The sequence below is a fragment of the Caballeronia sp. dw_276 genome (assembly GCF_018449635.1).
Lineage (GTDB): Bacteria > Pseudomonadota > Gammaproteobacteria > Burkholderiales > Burkholderiaceae > Caballeronia.
Genome location: NZ_JAAVUV010000013.1, coordinates 31,176 through 50,509, shown reverse-complemented (window position 1 = coordinate 50,509; position 19,334 = coordinate 31,176). Strand labels below are relative to the sequence as shown.

12 protein-coding genes and 4 pseudogenes are annotated in these 19,334 nt (G+C 58.7%); 8 read left to right on the top strand and 8 right to left on the bottom strand.

Annotated elements, in window-relative coordinates; genetic code table 11:
- Window positions 1-77: 77 nt before the first annotated feature.
- Window positions 78-227: pseudogene (locus HB633_RS24505) on the bottom strand (IS110 family transposase); the annotation flags it as partial.
- 116 nt (window positions 228-343) lie between these two features.
- On the opposite strand from HB633_RS24505, the pseudogene HB633_RS31005 reads away from it, so the two are divergent.
- The 3 genes and pseudogenes from HB633_RS31005 to HB633_RS24490 all read left to right on the top strand — a co-directional run.
- Window positions 344-463 (top strand): annotated as a pseudogene (locus HB633_RS31005) (transposase); the annotation flags it as partial.
- Between the two features lie 203 nt (window positions 464-666).
- On the top strand, window positions 667-1,020 hold the full coding sequence (gene tnpB / locus HB633_RS24495) for an IS66 family insertion sequence element accessory protein TnpB (RefSeq protein WP_218626851.1): 354 nt from the start codon (window positions 667-669) through the stop codon (window positions 1,018-1,020).
- A 30-nt stretch (window positions 1,021-1,050) separates the two neighbouring features.
- On the top strand, window positions 1,051-2,673 hold the full coding sequence (locus HB633_RS24490) for an IS66 family transposase (RefSeq protein ID WP_346730359.1): 1,623 nt from the start codon (window positions 1,051-1,053) through the stop codon (window positions 2,671-2,673).
- A gap of 1 nt (window position 2,674) precedes the next feature.
- Here the strand turns inward: HB633_RS24490 and HB633_RS24485 are convergent.
- From HB633_RS24485 to HB633_RS24475, 3 genes and pseudogenes are all read right to left on the bottom strand, one after another.
- Window positions 2,675-3,514 (bottom strand): annotated as a pseudogene (locus HB633_RS24485) (tyrosine-type recombinase/integrase); the annotation flags it as partial.
- Complete coding sequence (locus HB633_RS24480; RefSeq protein ID WP_213780703.1) at window positions 3,507-4,469, bottom strand: tyrosine-type recombinase/integrase; 963 nt, start codon at window positions 4,467-4,469, stop codon at window positions 3,507-3,509. The pseudogene HB633_RS24485 and the gene HB633_RS24480, both read right to left, overlap by 8 nt.
- Entirely contained in the window at window positions 4,466-5,725 is a 1,260-nt protein-coding gene (locus tag HB633_RS24475) for a tyrosine-type recombinase/integrase (protein ID WP_213780702.1), read from the bottom strand. Before HB633_RS24475 ends, HB633_RS24480 begins: the two co-directional genes overlap by 4 nt.
- 180 nt (window positions 5,726-5,905) lie before the next feature.
- On the opposite strand from HB633_RS24475, the pseudogene HB633_RS24470 reads away from it, so the two are divergent.
- The 4 genes and pseudogenes from HB633_RS24470 to HB633_RS24455 all read left to right on the top strand — a co-directional run.
- Window positions 5,906-6,142: pseudogene (locus HB633_RS24470) on the top strand (transposase domain-containing protein); the annotation flags it as partial.
- Window positions 6,143-6,679: 537 nt separating this feature from the next.
- A complete protein-coding gene (locus HB633_RS24465) occupies window positions 6,680-9,868 on the top strand; it encodes an efflux RND transporter permease subunit (protein ID WP_213780701.1) in 3,189 nt (1,062 codons plus the stop codon).
- A gap of 26 nt (window positions 9,869-9,894) precedes the next feature.
- Window positions 9,895-11,085 carry an efflux RND transporter periplasmic adaptor subunit gene (locus tag HB633_RS24460; RefSeq protein ID WP_213780700.1) on the top strand — a complete coding sequence of 397 codons (1,191 nt, stop codon included), beginning with the start codon at window positions 9,895-9,897 and terminating at the stop codon, window positions 11,083-11,085.
- A gap of 5 nt (window positions 11,086-11,090) precedes the next feature.
- The gene (locus HB633_RS24455; protein ID WP_213780699.1) at window positions 11,091-12,542 is read left to right on the top strand and encodes an efflux transporter outer membrane subunit; all 1,452 of its coding nucleotides are present in this window, start codon (window positions 11,091-11,093) and stop codon (window positions 12,540-12,542) included.
- Between the two features lie 330 nt (window positions 12,543-12,872).
- Here the strand turns inward: HB633_RS24455 and HB633_RS24450 are convergent, their stop codons facing one another.
- Window positions 12,873-13,535 carry a response regulator gene (locus HB633_RS24450; protein ID WP_255581146.1) on the bottom strand — a complete coding sequence of 221 codons (663 nt, stop codon included), beginning with the start codon at window positions 13,533-13,535 and terminating at the stop codon, window positions 12,873-12,875.
- Window positions 13,536-13,951: 416 nt separating this feature from the next.
- Between HB633_RS24450 and HB633_RS24445 the strand changes: the two genes are divergently transcribed.
- Window positions 13,952-14,296, top strand: coding sequence for a DUF4148 domain-containing protein (locus tag HB633_RS24445; protein WP_213780697.1), 345 nt, complete (start codon window positions 13,952-13,954; stop codon window positions 14,294-14,296).
- Between the two features lie 634 nt (window positions 14,297-14,930).
- Here the strand turns inward: HB633_RS24445 and HB633_RS24440 are convergent.
- The 3 genes from HB633_RS24440 to HB633_RS24430 all read right to left on the bottom strand — a co-directional run bounded on the left by HB633_RS24440 (window position 14,931) and on the right by HB633_RS24430 (window position 19,307).
- A complete protein-coding gene (locus HB633_RS24440) occupies window positions 14,931-15,944 on the bottom strand; it encodes an FAD-dependent oxidoreductase (protein WP_255581145.1) in 1,014 nt (337 codons plus the stop codon).
- A 174-nt stretch (window positions 15,945-16,118) separates the two neighbouring features.
- Entirely contained in the window at window positions 16,119-17,555 is a 1,437-nt protein-coding gene (locus tag HB633_RS24435; RefSeq protein WP_213780696.1) for a coniferyl aldehyde dehydrogenase, read from the bottom strand.
- 201 nt (window positions 17,556-17,756) lie between these two features.
- Window positions 17,757-19,307, bottom strand: coding sequence for an acetolactate synthase large subunit (locus HB633_RS24430; protein WP_213780695.1), 1,551 nt, complete (start codon window positions 19,305-19,307; stop codon window positions 17,757-17,759).
- Between the last annotated feature and the right edge of the window lie 27 nt (window positions 19,308-19,334).

Genomic DNA, 19,334 nt, shown 5'->3' with positions numbered 1-19,334 from the left:
CCGTGAAATCCGTGTCCAGCTTCGTGTGAAAAGCCTGTCCAGCTTGCCGCGAAATCCTTGTCCAGCTTGGTGTGAAATACGCAACAGGGCGGTAGCTGGGCGATCAGCGCGACCAATTGATCGCGTGAGACACGCGGTTTGATCAATACCGCCTTGGCGGCTTCATCCACTCCGTGAACCGCGAAGACGTTCTTGGCAAGATCGATTCCGACAGTGACAATAGGCATGGATTTCCCCTCTTGTGGGTGTTGATGAACGTTCGAAACTTCATCATGGCACGTTGCTGCCGATTGCGGCTTCCGCGGCAGCCTCGGGACTGGGAAGTCCCTTTCATTCGTTGGTGCCCGGCATGTCGGTGTCGATTGTTGCGCGCCGGCACGACATCAACGCCAATGTAGTGTTCGGATGGCGCAAGCAATATCGTGAAGGCAAGCTGGCCGTCCCTGCACTCGACGTCGCGCCGAGCATGCCATGCACGGAACTGCTGAGCGTCGACGTGATCGACTCGGCATTGGTACTTCGGGCGCCGGAGCCGACAGTGATGTCAGAAGCGATGAGCAGCGTACCGATGCCGACGCCCGTGTGCGAGATCGAGGTGGAGATCGGCAAGCGGCGCGTGAAGATTCGCGGCCTGTCTGCCGAGCGCACCGAAGCATTCCTGCAGGAATGTCTGAAGTGATCGCGCTGCCGGCAGGTACGCGTATCTGGCTAGCGGCCGGCGTGACCGACATGCGCTGCGGGTTCCAGGGGCTGGCCGCGAAGGTGCAGACAGCACTCGAAGAGAATCCGCTGGGCGGCCACCTGTTCATCTTCCGCGGGCGTCGCGGCGATCTCGTGAAGCTGCTTTGGGCGACTGATGACGGACTCTGGTTGCTCGCAAAACGATTGGAGCAAGGCCGTTTTATCTGGCCCCAGGCCGATGGCGGAAAGATCCATCTGACGAGCGCCCAGCTGTCGATGCTGCTCGAGGGCATCGACTGGCGGCAGCCGCGACGCACTGCCGCGCTGTCGATGTTGTAAACCGCGAAGAAGACTCGTAAACTGCGACGCATGTCCCAACATGCGCCGCTTCCCGCCACCGTCGCTGAGCTCCAGGCTCTGGTGCTCGAGCAGCAAGCATCGCTCGCGAACATGGTGCGGGAGATCGCCGTCCGCGACGACGAGATCGACCGACTGAAGGCGCAGATCGACAAGCTCAGGCGGATGTACTTCGGGAGCAAGTCCGAGAAACTGGCCCGGCAGATCGATAAGCTCGAAGCGCAGTTGGAAGACCTGACGGCCGGCCAAGGGGCGGCAGAGGCGCGAGGACAACGAGACAAAGCATCGAAGGGACCATCCAATCGAGGGCCCACGCGAGAACCCCTGCCGCCGCACTTGCCGCGCGACGAGATCGAACTCACACCTGATTCGGCTTGCCCCATATGCGCGACTGCAATGCAGTGGCTCGGCGAGGATGTCTCCGAGCAACTCGCCCGCGTGGCGGCCGCGTTCAAAGTGATCCGCACGATCCGCCACAAGCTGTGTTGCCCCGATTGCGGCCACATCGAACAGCCCGCGATGCCTAGCCTGCCGATCGAGCACAGCATCGCGCATCCGAGCTTGCTGGCCGATATTGCGGTGTCGAAGTTCGCTGATCATCAGCCGCTGTATCGCCAATCGGAGATTACGGCACGCGATGGAGTGACGTTGGATCGCGGCAGCATGGGCCGCTGGCTCGGGCAGATTGCCCAGCTCTGTGTGCCGCTCGTTGAAGCGATCCAGCGCTACGTGTTGGTTTCCGAAAAGGTACACGTTGACGACACGCCGGTCGCGGTGCTCGCGCCAGGCAACGGTAAGACGGTGACCGGCCGATTCTGGGTCTACGTGCGCGACGATCGTCGCTCGGGTTCGGCTGAGCCTGCTGCGGTATGGTTCGACTTCTCCTCGGATCGCAAAGGCATCCACCCTCAAACCCGGCTCGCCGCATTCCACGGCATCGTGCAGGCCGATGCTTACTCGGGGTTCGATCAACTGTACGCAAGCGGCGAGATCCACGAAGCGGCATGCTGGGATCACGCAAGGAGGTACGTCTATGATGTTCACGCGCGCACGCCGACTGCGGATACCCAGCAGCTGCTCGAGATGATCGGCGAGCTCTACAGCATAGAAGCCGACATCCGTGGCAAGGAACCAGACGAGCGTCTGCGCGTGAGGCGAGAGAAGAGCAAGCCATTGCTCGTTAAGTTCGAAACGACGATCAGGGCAAAACTCACGACGCTGTCGACGAAGTCCGCGCTCGCCAAGGCGATCAACTACTCGCTGAACCACTGGGCAGCCCTCACGTTCTACTGTGAAGACGGTCGGGCCGAGATAAGCAATGTGCTTGCCGAAAACGCCTTGCGCTGTGTCGCGCTCGGACGCAATAATGCGCAGCCGCAAATTATGCGGAGTCCGTCACTTTCTAAGGGTGCCGGGCGAGTCGCCGAAGCGATCCGCAAGGATTCGCGGTCCGGCGAACTACGCATAATTACAGCGACTCCAGGAACTGCAGGATGCGGTCCGGTGGCCGATATCGACGATTCTTTACTTGAGGCGGTTGAATCCTGTTCAGTGCCCGCTCCTTCATTGTCAGATCAGCTTCCATGTAGCCGTGCGTTGTCGATGGGCTTTCGTGTCCTAGCCACAACGCGATGACTGACAGATCGACGCCTGATTGAAGTAGGTGCATGGCGGTCGCGTGTCGAACCAGATGAGGAGAAACACGTCGTTTGGCGAGCTGCGGACATTGGTCTTTCGCGCGGGTTACGGCAATTCTCAGCCGGTCGGCGACATTGGAGCGAGTCATGGCATTTCCCGACCGATTTGGAAAGAGCCTCTGACTTGATGCATCCTGGATCTGAGGCAACCACCCTTTGATGAGCCTGGCCGTAGATCGCCATAAAGGCACCGTCCGCTCCTTTCGTCCTTTACCGACAATATGGACACAGGGCGACGGGCCCAGGATTACATCGCCGACGCGCAGTGCAAGGATTTCCGAGACCCGTGCTCCGGTGTTATACATGGTTGCCAGGAGGACCCTGTCGCGTTGGCCCGACCAGGTGTCTGGGTCGGGCGCGATCAACAGGTGCTGAATCTCATCGCGAGACAGGAATCCAACCATAGGTTTATCGCAACGCTTCATCGGCACCGAGAGTGCACGCTGTATAACGGCCAACGACGCGACGTCACGGTGTGCCGCGTACTTCAGGAACGAGCGCAACGCTGCGAGTCGAACGTTACGGGTCCGCGTACTGTTATGCCGCTCAACCTCTAGATGCCGCAGAAAGGCCAGGATCAGCGGCGCATCCATGTCCGACAGCGTCAGATCAGTTGGGCACCTGCCAAGGCGATTCGATGCGAACTGGAGAAACAGACGAAACGCATCGCGATAGCTCGATATCGTCTCCGGACTCACCGCGCGTTGCTGCATCAACCGTTCGACGAAGAAGTCCTGCAGGAGCGTCGCGAAGGAAGGAACCAGGCGGCCTTTAGTCATGACCCACCCCTTCGGCAAAGCCCGCAAATTTCTGGCTCACGATTTCCATGAGATCGGGAACCGCAGTCAGATACCAGTAGGTATCGCTCGGCTTCACATGTCCCAGATATGTTGACAGCGCGATCATCCGGTTGTCGACGTTCTCGCCATCCTGATACCACTTCAGGATTCGCCAGCACACGAACGTGTGGCGAAGATCATGGATACGAGGCAATGCATGGTCGCCTCGCGCAATCCATCCGAGTTGCTCGCGAAGCCGACCAAACGCCCAGTGCACTGTACTGGGATGCAGCTTCTTGCCTTCAAGGTTCACAAAGAATGAGTTGCACGGCTCGGTAGCGACGACCAGCGTACGGCGGGCAGCGTAACGCTTCATGGCCCGAGTTACCGTAGGATGCAACGGAATAAGCCTCGACTTGTGGAACTTCGTCTCGCGGACAGTTAGCGTCCCAGCAGCAAGATTCACGTCATCTCTGGACAGATTGATGGCTTCCGAGATTCGCAGACCGGTTGCCGCAATCAAACCGAATAACGCTTCATAGGTGAGCGGTCTGATCGAACCCGCGGGTAGCATCGCCGCCGACGCAGCGAGAAGTTCGTTGAGTTCCTGCTTTGTGTAGATATGTGGTGTCAGACGACGATGAGCTCGCCCGCACAGGTCGCATCGTGGAACAACTGTGTCAGGATAGAACTGTTTGAGATGCTTCGCGAAGGGACGGATTACCTCGATTCGACGCGCCCAGGTAATGGGCCTTTGGCTCGGCGTCGAGTGTGCCCAGGCGAGCGCCAGATCTTCGGTGATCGAACCACGATGGTTTGCCGTATCCGCGAAGCGGGCGAAGTTCATCAGCACCTGCCCGGAGATCGCAAGGTCGAAGCCGAGACAGCGTCGCTCTGCAAGATACGTTTCCACTAGCGATACCATTGTGTGTGCCGATTTGACGGGAAGCTTCATGATTTGCACCCCGGCCAGGGAAGCGCCACGGCCTCCAGGCTTCGCAGGTCGATCTTCGTGTAGATCGCGGTGGTGTCGATGCTCTGATGGCGTAATACGTCAGCCACTTCCTTCAACGACGAGCCAGAACGAAGCAGCCGTCGGGCAATGCTGTGCCTCAGAAGATGGGTTCCAGATCGGTCGGTCCACCCGCAACGGACATATGCGTCATGCACAGCCTTGTGGACGCGGCCCGTTCCTAATGGAAGGTCAGCAGGAGCGTAATGCCGCACAAAGACGGCGCGGGAGGTCGTCGTTGCTCGTCGGCCTAACCGAATATAGTCGGCGAGCGCATGACCTGTCGGCTCCGGCAGCGGAATGATGTAGCCCCGTCGCGATTTGGTGCGACGGATTTGCAGCGTGCCTTCGCGCCAGTTTAAGTCGTCGAGTTGGATTTGCACGACTTCCGCAGCCCGCAACCCAAGATCAGCCAGACAGCGCGCCATTGCGTAATCACGCAAGCTGGACGCAGTCGCGCGATCGAAGGAGTTCAGGAACTGCCCGATCGCTGCATCCGAAAGCGTTTCAGGCAGCGCCGCCAATCTCCATCCAGCCACGTTCGGTACTGCCGCGATCAGCTCTTCGACCTCGTCGTTATATTGCATGGTCCTGAATCGCAGGTAACTGCGCAATGTCACGCCCGCTACGTGAGCGGCTCCAGCCTTGCACCCGTCGGGGTAGTGCGTAACGAAACGACGGATATCCCGAATCGTTAGCAGCTCCATGTCTATGTGTTTGCGACCAAAGCTCTGATGCAAGAAATCGCGAATGATTCGACCACGCTGATATCGCGTGCATTCGGCTAGGCCGCAAACGTCCTTGAGATGGTCAGTAAAGCGACACACCTCCTGTTGCACCGAGTCCGATTCCGCCCGCAGAAACCGAGGGACAGCGCACGCGCCCATGACGACCAGCAAATGCCGAAGTGCAGCATTCACGTCTGCCCGACCCCTCGGAATCGGATCGGGGCAGGTACATCGCCGCAAATGGTCGTTCACGAAGCTGCAGACAAGTCGATCTTCGACACTTGCTACGGCTATACGGTGCGTTGTAAGCCAATACGCAAAGTGCGCGACGCACCTCACGTAGATGTTGATGGTGCGAGCCGCGTAGCCGGTATCAACGAGATATTCGCAGTAGCGCTCTGCGAAAGGAGAAAGGACGCTGCGCCACAACCACGCCTGAGGCTGCGGTCGAAGAGGAATCAAGCCGATCATGATGATTCTCCTGAATGGGTAACAACCCAAACAGGAAAGCATCTTTTTTATGTGCAGTTTGCTGCAAGCCACAGATCCCTGCAAGGCGCGTCGCACTGGCGCTCGTGACGAGTCGTACGATGCAAACTCCGCATAATTTGCGGCTGCGCATTATTGCGTCAATGCACATATTTGCATTGACGCAAAAATTATCTGTTCGTCGGCTCCGACAGCGGAGGCGAGCGGGCCGCCGCGATGTATAGCTTGATCGGGACGTGCAAGCTCAACGGAATCAACCCGCGTGCCTACCTAGAATACGTCCTGACCCACATCGCTGATCACAAGATCTCTCGCATCGACGAATTGCTGCCTTGGAATGTGGCTGACAAACTAAAACCCCTCACCCCGCCACAATCTCAATCGGGTAGATCTGGATAGATTTGGATGGATCGTGCCCATGATCGCCGATCGTGGACACGATCTCCCTTGATCTATACGGACTCCAACACGCCATCACCATCATGCCTCACCCGCGCGCGCGTGAGGACACGGCCCAGCCGAGCCGCTTACAAAGCGATCGTGCCTCTGTCTTCATCTGTGGACAAAATCGTCGCCTAGAGGCAACGACGCCAACTTGCGACGAATCGAGATCTAATTAGATAAGCCGTTGCGAAGTAACAATTCGGCCTGGCCGGCTTCAGCGTTCATACGTATGTATTAGAGACATACCGGTTCATGTGATCTCGGGAGCCGATGGTAGGGCTAGTGGCGGGATAACCAATGAACTAAATTCAAGTCAATCGCGCTGGTGGTTGATGTTAACCACCATTCCGACCGTAGTCGATGCCTTCATCCTTGCTCTCCAATTTCTTGCCGCGCCATATAGCGGCAGAGAATCCGACCATCGCAACGTATTGCCGTATCACTTGCAGCCTCATCCAAAATTTGTTTGGCCAACTCGTCCTGGAATTCGTCATGTGGATCGTCAGACTGGCATTGCACCGGCCCTACACCTTCATCGTTCTTGCGATCCTGCTGTTCATTCTCGGACCGCTTGCGATCATGCGCACGCCCACCGATATTTTTCCGAACATCGATATTCCGGTGGTCAGCATCGTGTGGTCGTATAACGGTTTTTCAGCCGAAGACATGGCGCACCGGATCACGTCCAACTACGAACGGGCGTTGACATCAGACGTCGAAGACATTGAACATATTGAATCGCAATCGCTTAACGGCGTATCGGTAATCAAGGTGTTCTTTCATCCCGGCGCCGATATCAACCGTGCGATCGCAGAAGCCGCATCGAACTCCGCGTCCATCCTCCGCGTGTTGCCGCCGGGCACGCTGCCGCCGAACATCATTACCTACAACGCCTCGACGGTGCCGATCCTTCAGCTCGGCCTTTCCAGCACCACGCTGCCCGAGCAGACGCTCTACGACCTCGGCAACAGCTTCATCCGCACGCAACTCGCGACCATCCAGGGCGCGGCAGTGCCGCTGCCATTCGGCGGCAAGATCCGCCAGATCATGGTCGATATCAACCCGCGTGCATTGCAGGCAAAAGGGTTGGCACCCATCGACGTGGTCAACGCCGTGAACGCGCAGAACCTGATCCTGCCGGGCGGCACGGCCAAGATCGGCACGCGTGAATACAACGTGCAAATGAACGGCAGCACGGACAGTGTCGCGGCGCTGAACAACCTGCCGATCAAGACCGTCAAGGGCGGCGTGGTGTACGTGCGCGATGTCGCGCAAGTCCGCGACGGTTACGCGCCGCAGACCAACATCGTGCGCAGCGACGGCAAGCGCGCTGCGTTGCTCGAAGTGGAGAAGACCGGCAGCACGTCAACGCTGACCATCATCAGCCAGGTGAAGTCGATGCTGCCGAAGATCGCCGCAGGCTTGCCGAAGGCGCTCCAAATCACGCCGCTTGGCGATCAGTCTGTGTTCGTGAAGTCCGCGATCACAGGCGTGGTCCGCGAGGCGGTAATTGCCGCGTGCCTCACGGCGCTGATGATCCTGCTGTTCCTTGGAAGCTGGCGCGCGACATTGATCATTGCGGTGACTATTCCTCTTGCGGTGCTGACTTCGCTGATCGCGCTGTCCGTGCTCGGGCAGACCATCAACATCATGACGCTCGGCGGCCTCGCGCTCGCGGTCGGTATCCTGGTCGACGATGCAACGGTCGCCATCGAAAACATCACGCATCATCTGGAGAACGGCGAGCCGCTGCACGATGCCATTCTTAACGGCTCCGGCGAAATCGCAGTGCCGACGTTCGTCTCGACGCTTGCCATCTGCATCGTATTCCTCCCGATGTTCCTGCTCTCCGGCGTCGCGCGTTACCTCTTCGTGCCGATGGCCGAAGCCGTGGTATTCGCCATGATCGCTTCATACTTTTTCTCGCGCACGCTGATTCCCACGCTTGCAATGGTGTTGCTGCGCGCACGCGCCAAGGACGGCAAAGCGGCCGCCGGCCGATTCGCCGTGCTGATCCGTTTTCAGGCCGCGTTCGAACATCGCTTTGAAAAGCTGCGCACGCAATACAAGGGCATCCTCTTGCGTGCAATCGACAACCGCCGCAGGTTCCTGCCTGTCTTCATGCTCGCCTGTGTAGGTTCGCTCGCGCTGGTGCCGTTCGCGGGACGCGACTTCTTCCCCGCGGTCGATGCAGGCGAAATCCGCCTGCACATGCGCGCCCCGACGGGCACACGCATTGAACAAACGGCGCGTCTGACCGATCAAGTCGAAGCGAAGATCCGCAGCGTGATTCCGAAGAAAGATCAGGCTGCGGTGCTGGACAACATCGGCGTGCCGGTCAGCGGCATCAACCTGACCTACGATTCGTCCGATCCTATTGGCCCCGAAGACGCCGACATCATGATCACGCTCGCGCCCGGACACAAGCCGACCGCCTCGTACGTGGCCACACTGCGCAACGTGCTGAACCAGTCGTTTCCCGGCACGACGTTCGCGTTCCTGCCGGCGGATATCGTGAGCCAGATTCTCAACTTCGGCTTGCCCGCGCCTATCGATATCCAGATCGTCGGCAACAAGCTCGATGACAACCGCAAGGTCGCGAACGCGATGCTGGCGAAGCTGCGCAGCGTGCGTGGTCTCGTCGATGCGCGCATCCAGCAGCCGGGCGACGAACCCGCGCTGAACCTCGACGTGGACCGTACGAAGGCGATGCAGGCGCGCCTCACGCAAAAGGACGTTGCGCAGAACCTGCTGATCGCTTTGTCGGGCAGCTCACAGACCACGCCCAACTTCTGGCTCGATCCCAAGAACGGCGTCAGTTATCCGTTGATGGCCGAAGTGCCCCAATACGACATTCATTCGTTGCAGACACTCGCCAACCTGCCGCTTGCAACAAGCGCCGTGTCCACCAATCCGCAAAACCAGCTCGGCGCGCTCGCCACCGTGTCGCGCGGCTCACAACAGGCGGTGGTTTCGCACTACAACGTGCAACCGGTGCTGGACATCTTTGCATCGACGCAAGGACGCGATCTCGGCGGCGTCGCCACCGACGTGCAAAAACTCATCGATCAGGCAGAGGTCCAGTTGCCGCCAGGATCGTCCATTGTGATGCGCGGTCAGGTGCAATCGATGAACAGCTCCTTTATCGGCCTGGGCGAAGGTCTTGCGTTTGCAATCGTGCTGGTCTACCTGCTGATGGTCGTGAACTTCCAGTCGTGGCTCGACCCGCTCATCATTATCAGCGGCTTGCCGGCGTCGCTTGCGGGTATCGCGTGGATGTTGTTCGCGACGGACACCACGCTGAGCGTGCCCGCGCTGACGGGAACCATCTTGTGTATCGGCATTGCGACCGCGAACAGCATTCTCGTGATAAACACCGCGCGTGAGTCGCTGCAGGCTGGCACCGCGCCGCTCTGGGCCGGGCTCGAAGCGGGCTTCAACCGATTCCGCCCCGTAATCATGACCGCATTGGCAATGCTGATCGGCATGTTGCCGATGGCGCTCGGCTTGGGCGACGGTGGCGAACAGAACGCGCCGCTCGGCCGTGCGGTGATCGGCGGTCTTGCGCTCGGTACCGTCTCCACGCTGCTGTTCGTACCCGTTGTATTCGGCATGGTGCACGCCTGGCTTGCAAATCGCCGCGACACGAAGGCGCGAATCTCGACGCCTCTTCCCATCTAACGAACGCCGATGCCGAAGGACCCAAAATGAACCAGCCTGACAACGATCAACCCGTCGCCACCACGACGACACCTTCGAGCAAGCGCCGCTACCTGGGGCCGCTTGCCCTGGCTGCCGTTGCTGCCGCCTTGCTGAGCATGGGCATCGTGCCACGGCTGCACGCAGGCAGCGCGCTCACTCAACAAGTCGCCGCGCAACGTGCGCTCACGGTCTCGGTCGTCAAGCCCACGAGCGCGCCTGCTGTGCAAGAGTTGCTCCTGCCGGGTTCGGTCACGCCTTTCGCCGATGCCTCCATTTACGCGCGCACAAGCGGATATCTACAGCACTGGTACACCGACATCGGTACAAAGGTGAAGGCAGGTCAGATGCTTGCGGTCATCCAGACGCCGGAGCTCGATGCAGAGCTCGCACAGGCTCGCGCTGATGAAGCGACCGCTATCGCGAACTACAACTATGCGGCAGGCACCTCGCAACGTTGGCAAGACATGCTGAAGACGCAATCGGTCTCGCAACAGGACGCCGATACGAAGCAAAGCGACATGCAGGCGAAGCGCGCGATGTTGCAGTCCGCGCAGGCAAACGTGAAAAGGCTGGCGGAACTGGTCTCATATGAAAAGCTTACGGCGCCGTTCGATGGCGTGGTAACCGCACGGAACGTGGATGTCGGCGCGCTGGTGACAGCGGGCGGCACCCCGGGTCTCACGGCAAACCCAGGCGAACTGTTCCATGTCTCGCAGATCGACCGGCTGCGTGTGTTCGTCGATGTCCCGCAAACCGATGCGTCTCATATGAACGCGGGCACAGTGGCATATCTGAGCGTCCAGCAGTTTCCAGGGCGCAAGTTCGAGGCGGTGGTCGCGCGGAACTCGGGCGCAATTGATCCGGTGAGCCGCACGCTGCGCGTGGAGGTCGATGTCGATAACCACGACGGCGCGTTGTTGCCCGGCGCCTATGTGCAAGTCCATTTGGCGTTGCAGACTCCCGCGCCGGCGCTTGAACTGCCTGTCAGCGCGATGCTGTTCCGCCCCGGCGGCGTGACTATCGCCGTGGTGGACGGCAGCGGCAAGACGGCGCTCAAGACGGTCACGATTGGCCGCGATTTTGGCACGCGCATGGAGGTCACCACGGGGCTGGCTGCAGGCGATCGTGTGATCGACAATCCCGGCGACGCCATCAGCGCCGGAGAATCCGTGCAGATCGTAGCGGCGGCTTCGTGAGGACCATGATCATGCGAAACCGCTCATTTTTAAAGACGATCCTCACGCTGTGTGCAGCCAGCTTGCTCGCGGCATGCATGACCTTGCCTGCCTACACCAAGCCCGGTGTTGCCGTCCCAACGCATTACGCGGGTGCCGCGGCACCCGGCTGGGCCATGGCAAAACCCGCCGATACGCAAACGCGCGGCCCATGGTGGACCGTGTTCGATGACGTAAATCTGGACCAATTGGAAGCGCGTATCGATGTCTCGAACCAAACGGTAAAAAAGGCAGTCTCGCAGTTGCAGGCGGCGCGGTCTTTTGTCGATTACCGGCGCGGGGGATTCTTCCCGACCGTCACGGCGAACGCGTCGCAGCAGCGTTACAGGACCTCGCAAAACCTGGTCGGCAAGTCGCTGGCCGGCCAGACGATCCCGGACTATTCGGGGGGTCTTGCTGCGTCGTGGGAACCCGATCTGTTCGGCCGCCTGAAGGACGCAACGGTCAACGCGCAAGCAAGCGCGCAGGCAAGCGAAGCGGATCTGGAAGCCGTCCGGCTTTCGATGACGAGCGACCTCGCCGTTGATTATTTCGATCTGCGCTCGCTCGACACACAGAAGAAGCTGCTAGACGATACCGTCACTGCCTACGCTCGCGCGCTCTCGCTGCTGCAACAGCAACTGAAGGATGGCGCGATCGATGCCTCTGCCGTCGCGCAAGCGCAGACGCAATTGGAAAGCACGCGCACCCAGGACACTGACATCGATATCCAGCGCGCACAGTTGCAGCATGCCATCGCAACGTTGATCGGCGAGCCTGCTTCGACGTTTGTAATCACGCCCGCCGCGCTGGCCTATGCGGTGCCGCAGATCCCGGCAGGCCTCCCCTCGCTACTGCTCGAACGCCGCCCCGATATTGCTGCCGCCGAGCGGCGCGTGGCGGCGGCGAACGCGCAGATCGGCGAGGCGCACGCGGCCTTCTATCCTGACCTGACGTTGTCCGCAAGCGCAGGACTTGAAAGCACGTTCTTCGCGCCGTGGCTGAGCGCGCCGAGCCTCTTCTGGGCCTTGGGATCGCAAGTTGCGGGCACGATTTTCGATGGCGGCCGACGCGACGCCACGCTCAAGAACGCGACGGCGCAATATCAAGGATCGGTGGCGGACTATCGGCAGACGGTGCTGGTTTCGTTCCAGCAGGTCGAGGACAACTTGTCGGCACTGCATTCACTTGCCGATGAAGCCGCGAGCCAGGAACGCGCGACCTCGGCCGCCACGCTCGCGTTGACGCTGACCACCAACCGCTACCAGGCGGGCGCGGTCAGTTATCTCGACGTGGTGACTGCGCAGACCATCGCGCTGACCAACCAGCGCACGCAGGAACAGATCAATGCGCGCCGGATGAGCGCCAGCGTGTTACTGCTCAAGGCGCTCGGCGGCGGCTGGACGAATCTTGACGCCGGTGCGAAAGTTCAGAGTTGAATTGAGCTATTTTCCTCACTTTCTCGGCGGGAGCGATGCTAGGCAGCGCCAATATTCCAAGGGAAACGCCAGACTCTTAGCCGCTCCAATATCGCTGGTGCGCAATGAATTGAAGTGATGGTCTCCCAAAATGGAGCTGCGCAAGGTTGAGTCGAACGGTGCGCCTTCATTGCTGGTCTTGGGCGGATACGCTCGAAAACCAGCATCAGCCGAGGCATGAGCACACCGTTGCATAACGCGGATTAACCTGGATGGCAATTATGTTGCTAACGGCGTGGTGTAACTTTCAGCATTCACCGGACGTCTGCCATTGCCGTCCGGCGAAGGATGCTACTGCGATTTTGCTTTTTGCGAGACATCGGGACGAATCCCGAGGGCTTCAGCTTTTCGCACCAGATCGGCGACCGATCGTGATCCCATTTTCTTTGTGAGTTGTCCACGATGAATTTTGACGGTAATCTCGCTCAGATTCATTTCGGCGGCTATTTGTTTGTTCATCAACCCGGCGACCACGAGCGTCATGACCTGTTTTTCACGCGGAGTCAGCGAGGCATAGCTGCGCACAATATCCGCCGCGCCTTGCTCTCCCGCGAGCCGCTCGGCGTCCCTTGCAAGCGCGTGAGTCACGGCATCAAGCAGGTCCTGATCCCGGAACGGCTTCGTTAGGAAATCCAACGCGCCCGCTTTCATTGCGCGCACCGACATTTCGATATCGCCGTGGCCCGTCATGAATAAAATTGGAATGCGTACTCCGCCTCGCACCATGTCTTGCTGAAGGGCAAGGCCACTTTCCTGTCGCAGGCGTACATCAAGAATCAGGCAGCTTGGAAGGTGCGTTTTCCGGCAGTCAAGAAACTCCTGGGCTGACGCAAACGCCTCGACTCGCAGGTCAACCGACCGTAGAAGATTGCTCACGGCTGCGCGCATCGAGTCATCGTCGTCTACAACATAGACCGTTGACCCCGTTTGCCGGTCTTCAGACGCGCTGTTCAGCGCGCGCGGATCATGTGTCACATCACCTCCTGATTAGCGGCAGCAAGGGCTGCGTGTCATAGGCATCCCAAGGCTTTAGAAAAATAAAGACGTATTGCGATGTGTCGATATTCTAATCCTTGAAATCGTCGAGCAGGAACGCTTTGCAGTTTAGCGCATCGTTTGGTTATTCCTTACTTCTACGCCACTGCTCATACAAAGGTCTTGGATGTACATCGGTTCGTGTGATCTCCATAGCCGTTCGTAGGGCTGGTAGTGAGACTTCCGTTGACTTACATTGAACTCATTCGCGGAGAGAGAATGAATTCTATTTTTGTCGGTATCAACGCGGATATTTAGCCAAGTAAGGCGTATCCGCTCGCTATAAGTCAGCCGATGACGTCCCTTTTTATTACTTATTATCTGGAGAATTTATCATGAAGAAATTTCTTGTATGCATTGCTCTCGCAGCAGGTACGTTGACAGTTCCTGTTCTCAGCTTCGCGCAAACCAATGGCCCCGTAACTCGCGCTGAAGTACGTGCCGATCTGGTACGCGTCGAGCAAGCGGGTTACAACCCGTCGCTCGGCAACGACATTCATTACCCAGCCGACATCCAGGCCGCCGAGGCGAAGATTGCCGCAAGCAGCGATCATACACAGCCAAGTTACGGCGGTGTTGCGATGAATGGCACGTCATCTTCAGGCGCGCAGGTGCACACAGCCATGCGCGTGGCGTGCGTGGGTCCGGTCAGTTTCTGTAACCTCTTTTTCGGTAGCTGACTACGACGAAGCATGTTCGAGGAAGTCTGCATTTTCCCCGGAAGGTAGGTTCGTCATCTTTTCGATGCATCGCTGGTATCAATCGGAGTTAAGATACCGCGATGCCGTTTTGAGTTCGGCCGACACTGCGTGCCTTCTGCGTTTGGTGTTGATCAAATATGCTTAGTCCGTATCCGGAGGGAACGACACTTCTATGTACCGCCTGGATGGTCATTCCCTGACCACACTCGAGCGCAGATGTCATATCCGAATCAAATAATAATTCGATATTATTTAAAGCTGGTCACTTCGATTTCGCTGGGAAATTTGGCTTAGGGCAACGTCCCGCGCACACAAAAGCCGACCCGCTCAGTGGAGTTTCAGTCTCGGTGAAGCTCGGCGCCCGACGCGACCTCCAAGTATATGAAAAATCGCACGGACATGGCCATAGACGCAGATCTGATGCATCCGATAAAGGGCGGCATAAATCAGCTTTGCTAAACACCCGTGTACGAGGAAGCTTCCCGGAATATTGCCCTTTATAAGTCCGATCGCGCTAAACCTCGACAATGAAATGATTGAACCGAGGTCGCGATACTGGTATGTCAGCAAAGGTCGCCCTTCGACACGCGATGCGATCGACTTCGCTAGCATTTCAGCCTGTTGATGCGCGGCTTGCGCGCGTGGCGGCACCATTTTTTTCGTTGTCTTCGTTCATCGGACACGCAGCACAGTCCCCAAAAGCAAAGATATCCTCATCGTGCGTGGTCTGTAGCGTCGTCTTCACCCGTAACTGGCCGAGGTGATTAACTTCGAGACCATCGATTTTGCCAAGAAACCGCGGGGCTCGAATGCCGGCCGCCCAGACCTTCATACTTGCCTGGATGCAAATTCCTTCACGCGTCACAAGCCCTTCGGACGTTTTCTCATTGATCATGGTGGAAGTAAGGACTGTTACGCCGATCCGCGTGAGCGCAGCCTGAGCCGAGGCGCTGATCTTTGCGGAAAGGCCGGGAAGAACGCGCGGCCCTGCATCGATAAGCGCGATCCGCATGTCGTCGGGGGCGATACTGTCAAGCCCGTACTGGGCAAACTGTCCAGCCGCATGGCGTAGTTCCGCCGCAAGCTCTACACCAGTCGCTCCCGCTCCAACGATCGCAATATTCACGGCCTCATTGCGAATTTTGCTTTCACTGCGACGCGAATGAGCCGCTAAATAATGCTGCAACAATCGCTTGCGGAAACGCTCCGCATCGCGCGGTGTATCGAGAAACACGCAATGCTCCGCGACACCCGGTGTCTTGAAGTCGTTGGTTGTGCTTCCAACCGCCAGCACCAAAGTGTCGTAGTCGATTGTTCGTTGGGGTATGAGTTCGGCACCCCGATCGTCGATCACGGCCGCAAGGCGAATCCGTCGATTCGAACGATCCACGTTGCAGAGGGTTCCAAGAAACAGAAAATGATTCCATTTCGCCTGGGCGACAAAATCTAGTTCGTTTCCCGATGCATCGAGCGATCCAGCCGCCACCTCATGCAGAAGCGGTTTCCAGAGGTGGGTCATCTGGCTGTCGACCAGCGTCACCTCGGCACGTCGCGACTTACCCAATGAGCGTCCGAGCCGGGTGACCAATTCAAGGCCGCCAGCACCGCCTCCAACCACGACTATCATGTGCACATGATTTCTCCATGACCTGCAGCCGGAAGGTGTGGGCAGCAGTCAACTTGTACGGTAAGCCTGCGGATTAACGGGCGTGAATATAATGTCCGTCAACGTACGCCATGCGAGCGCTGACACCATGGCTTCGCTCTCATGCAAGGCCGGAACGGATGCGTCACTTCCGAGTCAGGCTGAGATCCGCTCTTCAATGGCCGGCTCTACACCTTTCGGGTACGGAGCTCGCATCAAAAGATTTGTTTCCGCGCCTTCACTTTGAAGCAGCACCGGCTTGGCGTGACTCAGGCTCCGGAATCCATATTCGCCATGGTAGTGGCCCATGCCCGAGGCACCGACGCCGCCGAACGGTAGTGCATCTACGAAGACGTGAGTCATTGCGTCGTTCACGACCATCGCCCCTGACGTGGTATGCGCTGCTACCTGTTCGCGTACGTCCTGCTTGTCGCTGAAAAGATAAAGCGCAAGCGGCCGGGGATGGGCGTTCACATAGGCGATCGCGTCCCCGAGTGTCTCGTAGGTCACCACCGGCAGCAATGGTCCGAATATCTCCTCCTGCATCACCCGCATGGAATCCGTCGCATCGACGATCAGGCTTGGTGCGACCTTGCGAATCGCCGGATCAGACAGATCTTCACCGGGCGGGGCGAGGTTTACAACGCGGGCGCCTTTATCAAGCGCATCGGCGATCAGCGCGTGCTGCCGCTCAAACCCGGCCACGTTGACCATCGAAGTGTAATCGGCATTGTCGCGCATGGTTGAATACATCCGGGCGACGGAAGCCCTGGCGTATTCAACAAACTCATCTTCGCGCCCCGCTTGGAGAAGCACGTAATCCGGAGAAAGGCAGATTTGTCCAGCGTTAAAGGTTTTCACCGTCAGCACACGTTCAGCGGCGCGGCGCAGGTCGGCATCTGGGGCAACGATGACGGGCGACTTGCCGCCCAGCTCGAGCGTGACCGGCACCAAGTTGTCCGATGCGGCGCGCATGATGTGGTGCGCTACTTGGGTACTGCCCGTAAAGATCAGATGGTCGAACGCTTGCGCGCTAAATGTGGCCCCTGTCTCCGGGCCACCCAGCACAGTCGTGAACTCATCCGCGTCGAAATAACGTGCAATCAGTTCGCAGATCAGTTCCGAGGTGCCGGGGGTCAGCTCCGACGGCTTGAGCATGGCGCGGTTGCCGGCGGCAAATGCACTTGCCAGTGGGCCAAAAGCGAGCACAATTGGGAAGTTCCAAGGACTGATGATCCCAACAACGCCGAGCGGCTGGTGTTCGACCCACGCCCGAGTTCCAGGGAAAGGCTCAAATGACGATTGGGCTCGCATCCATTCATCAAGATGATCGCGATTAAATCGCAGTCCTTCAATGGGAGTCAGAATGTCGGCGAGCAGAGTTTGCTGGCGGCTGCGGCTGCCATAGTCGGCGCGGACCGCATCAATCAGCGCGTCGCGATGCGTGTCCAGCAAATCGATTGCACGGTCGATTCGATCTTTTCGTAGTTCGAGCGACGGCGCGCCGGCACGAAGTTGCGCAATTTTCATCGTTTCGAGGCGAGCTCGGATCTGCTCTGCAGAGGGAGCGAAGGGAAGCTTCAGACTGGACATAATTTTTACCTTTATCTGGTTAAATTTTGATCGCACAGTGGTTAGGCTTGCAGCATTGGAGGACGCCGAAAACAAGGCTCCCCTGACCGACCCGCCGTAGCCTCAGGTTGTTGCGTTTATGTGGTGGTGCTTGATCGTGTGAAGCCGGGCCGCGATGAGTTCCCTTCGCGGTCTCGCTGCGTGCATAGTTGTGTTGAATGCTTATTCCAGGATTGCTTCGATCAGACGCGGGCCTCGTTGGGCCATCGCCGAGACAAAAGCTGCCTCGAACGCACGTTTTGAATTCGCTCGGACCGACGCTACGCCGAGACCCTGTCCGATCGACACCCAGTCCAACGATGGCGTATTTAGTTCGAGCATTGCCATGGCGCCGGCTCCGTCGGTTGGAGCGCCGACGCGTCGCAACTCGTTATTGAGGACTTTGTAACCTCGATTGGCATACACGACGGTGACGATGTCGAGATTCTCGCGTGCCTGGGTCCAGAGAGACTGGACGGTATACATCGCGCTGCCGTCTCCAATTAACGTCACGATCTTGCGCTCTGGGCATGCGATGCCGGCGCCTGTCGATACGGGCATCATGCTGCCGATAGCGCCGCCTGTGAGATTGAGAAAGTCATGCGGCGCGGCCGTACCTAGCAAGTCGTAGTAGGGGAGGGTCGAGGAGATGCCCTCATCGGCGACGATCGCGTTCAGAGGCAAGTGCATCGTCACAATCTGCGCAATGCTTTCTGCGTCCAAACCGCCATTGAGGGAGAAGGATGTCGTTTCACGCTTGATGACCGACTCCTCGGCGTGGTGTCCATCCACGGCGTCCAACAGGGCAGTTAGCGCCGCTACGCTGTCTTCGTGCGGATGCGTCAAGACGTTGACCTCGCAGCCATCAGGCGTGAGCCAGCTAGGCTTGTCAGGATAGGCAAAGAAGCTGACCGGCGGGCGCGCGCCAACCAAAATTAACATTTGAGTGCCGGCCAGGAACTCTGTGGCGACTTCGCCGAAATATGGGAGCCGATCGACATGGACACGGGATGCTCCGCGCTCAATTCGAGGCGCGAACGTGTCGCAGACTAGCCGCGCACCGGTCTTAGCCGCGATTTTCCCCGCCGCAATCAAGGCATCGCCAAGAAGCGCCTCGCCCCTGACAAGGAGCACTGTGCGCAGATCTGCACGCAGCTTGTCGGCAATACGGTCGATGGTCGAAGGAGCCGCTTGCGCACGCGGTGCCAGCGGCAGCGGAGCCGCTACGCTTTCGGCGGCGTCCCAAGCCGTATCGGCTGGAAGAATTAGTGTAGCGATCTGTCCAGGCGCTTCGCGCGCAGCGCGCACCGCCCGTGCCGCGTCCGCACCGACGGTGCGGGCGCTAGTGGACGAATGCACCCAGTCCGAAACCGGGCGCGCAAATCCGGCGATATCGGAAGCTAGTGGCGCGTCGTAGCGCGCATGCGACGACGCATGGTCCCCCACAATATTGACTATCGGACTGGAGGCACGGCGCGCATTGTGAAGATTGCTCAAACCGTTCGCTAGGCCCGGCCCTAGGTGCAATAAAGTGGCTGCGGGCTTGCCCGCCATCCGTGCGTAGCCGTCAGCCGCGCCGGTGACCACATTTTCCTGAAGGCCGAGTACCGGACGCATTTCCTTAACCGCGTCGAGGGCTGCCACAAAATGCATCTCGGACGTACCAGGATTACCAAAACACACGTCAACGTTACTGGCGACCAATGATTTCAACAGGCTTTCTGCACCATTCATGAGTTTTACTCCCAAGATCGAAAATGA

Coding starts and splice junctions, on each gene's coding strand:
- HB633_RS24445 (WP_213780697.1), top strand. CDS start 13,952: ATGAAGAAATTTCTTGTATGCATTGCTCTCGCAGCAGGTACGTTGACA.
- HB633_RS24455 (WP_213780699.1), top strand. CDS start 11,091: ATGATCATGCGAAACCGCTCATTTTTAAAGACGATCCTCACGCTGTGT.
- HB633_RS24480 (WP_213780703.1), bottom strand. CDS start 4,469: ATGAAGCTTCCCGTCAAATCGGCACACACAATGGTATCGCTAGTGGAA.
- HB633_RS24465 (WP_213780701.1), top strand. CDS start 6,680: ATGTGGATCGTCAGACTGGCATTGCACCGGCCCTACACCTTCATCGTT.
- HB633_RS24490 (WP_346730359.1), top strand. CDS start 1,051: ATGTCCCAACATGCGCCGCTTCCCGCCACCGTCGCTGAGCTCCAGGCT.
- HB633_RS24460 (WP_213780700.1), top strand. CDS start 9,895: ATGAACCAGCCTGACAACGATCAACCCGTCGCCACCACGACGACACCT.
- HB633_RS24440 (WP_255581145.1), bottom strand. CDS start 15,944: ATGATAGTCGTGGTTGGAGGCGGTGCTGGCGGCCTTGAATTGGTCACC.
- HB633_RS24475 (WP_213780702.1), bottom strand. CDS start 5,725: ATGATCGGCTTGATTCCTCTTCGACCGCAGCCTCAGGCGTGGTTGTGG.
- tnpB (WP_218626851.1), top strand. CDS start 667: ATGTCTGAAGTGATCGCGCTGCCGGCAGGTACGCGTATCTGGCTAGCG.
- HB633_RS24435 (WP_213780696.1), bottom strand. CDS start 17,555: ATGTCCAGTCTGAAGCTTCCCTTCGCTCCCTCTGCAGAGCAGATCCGA.
- HB633_RS24430 (WP_213780695.1), bottom strand. CDS start 19,307: ATGAATGGTGCAGAAAGCCTGTTGAAATCATTGGTCGCCAGTAACGTT.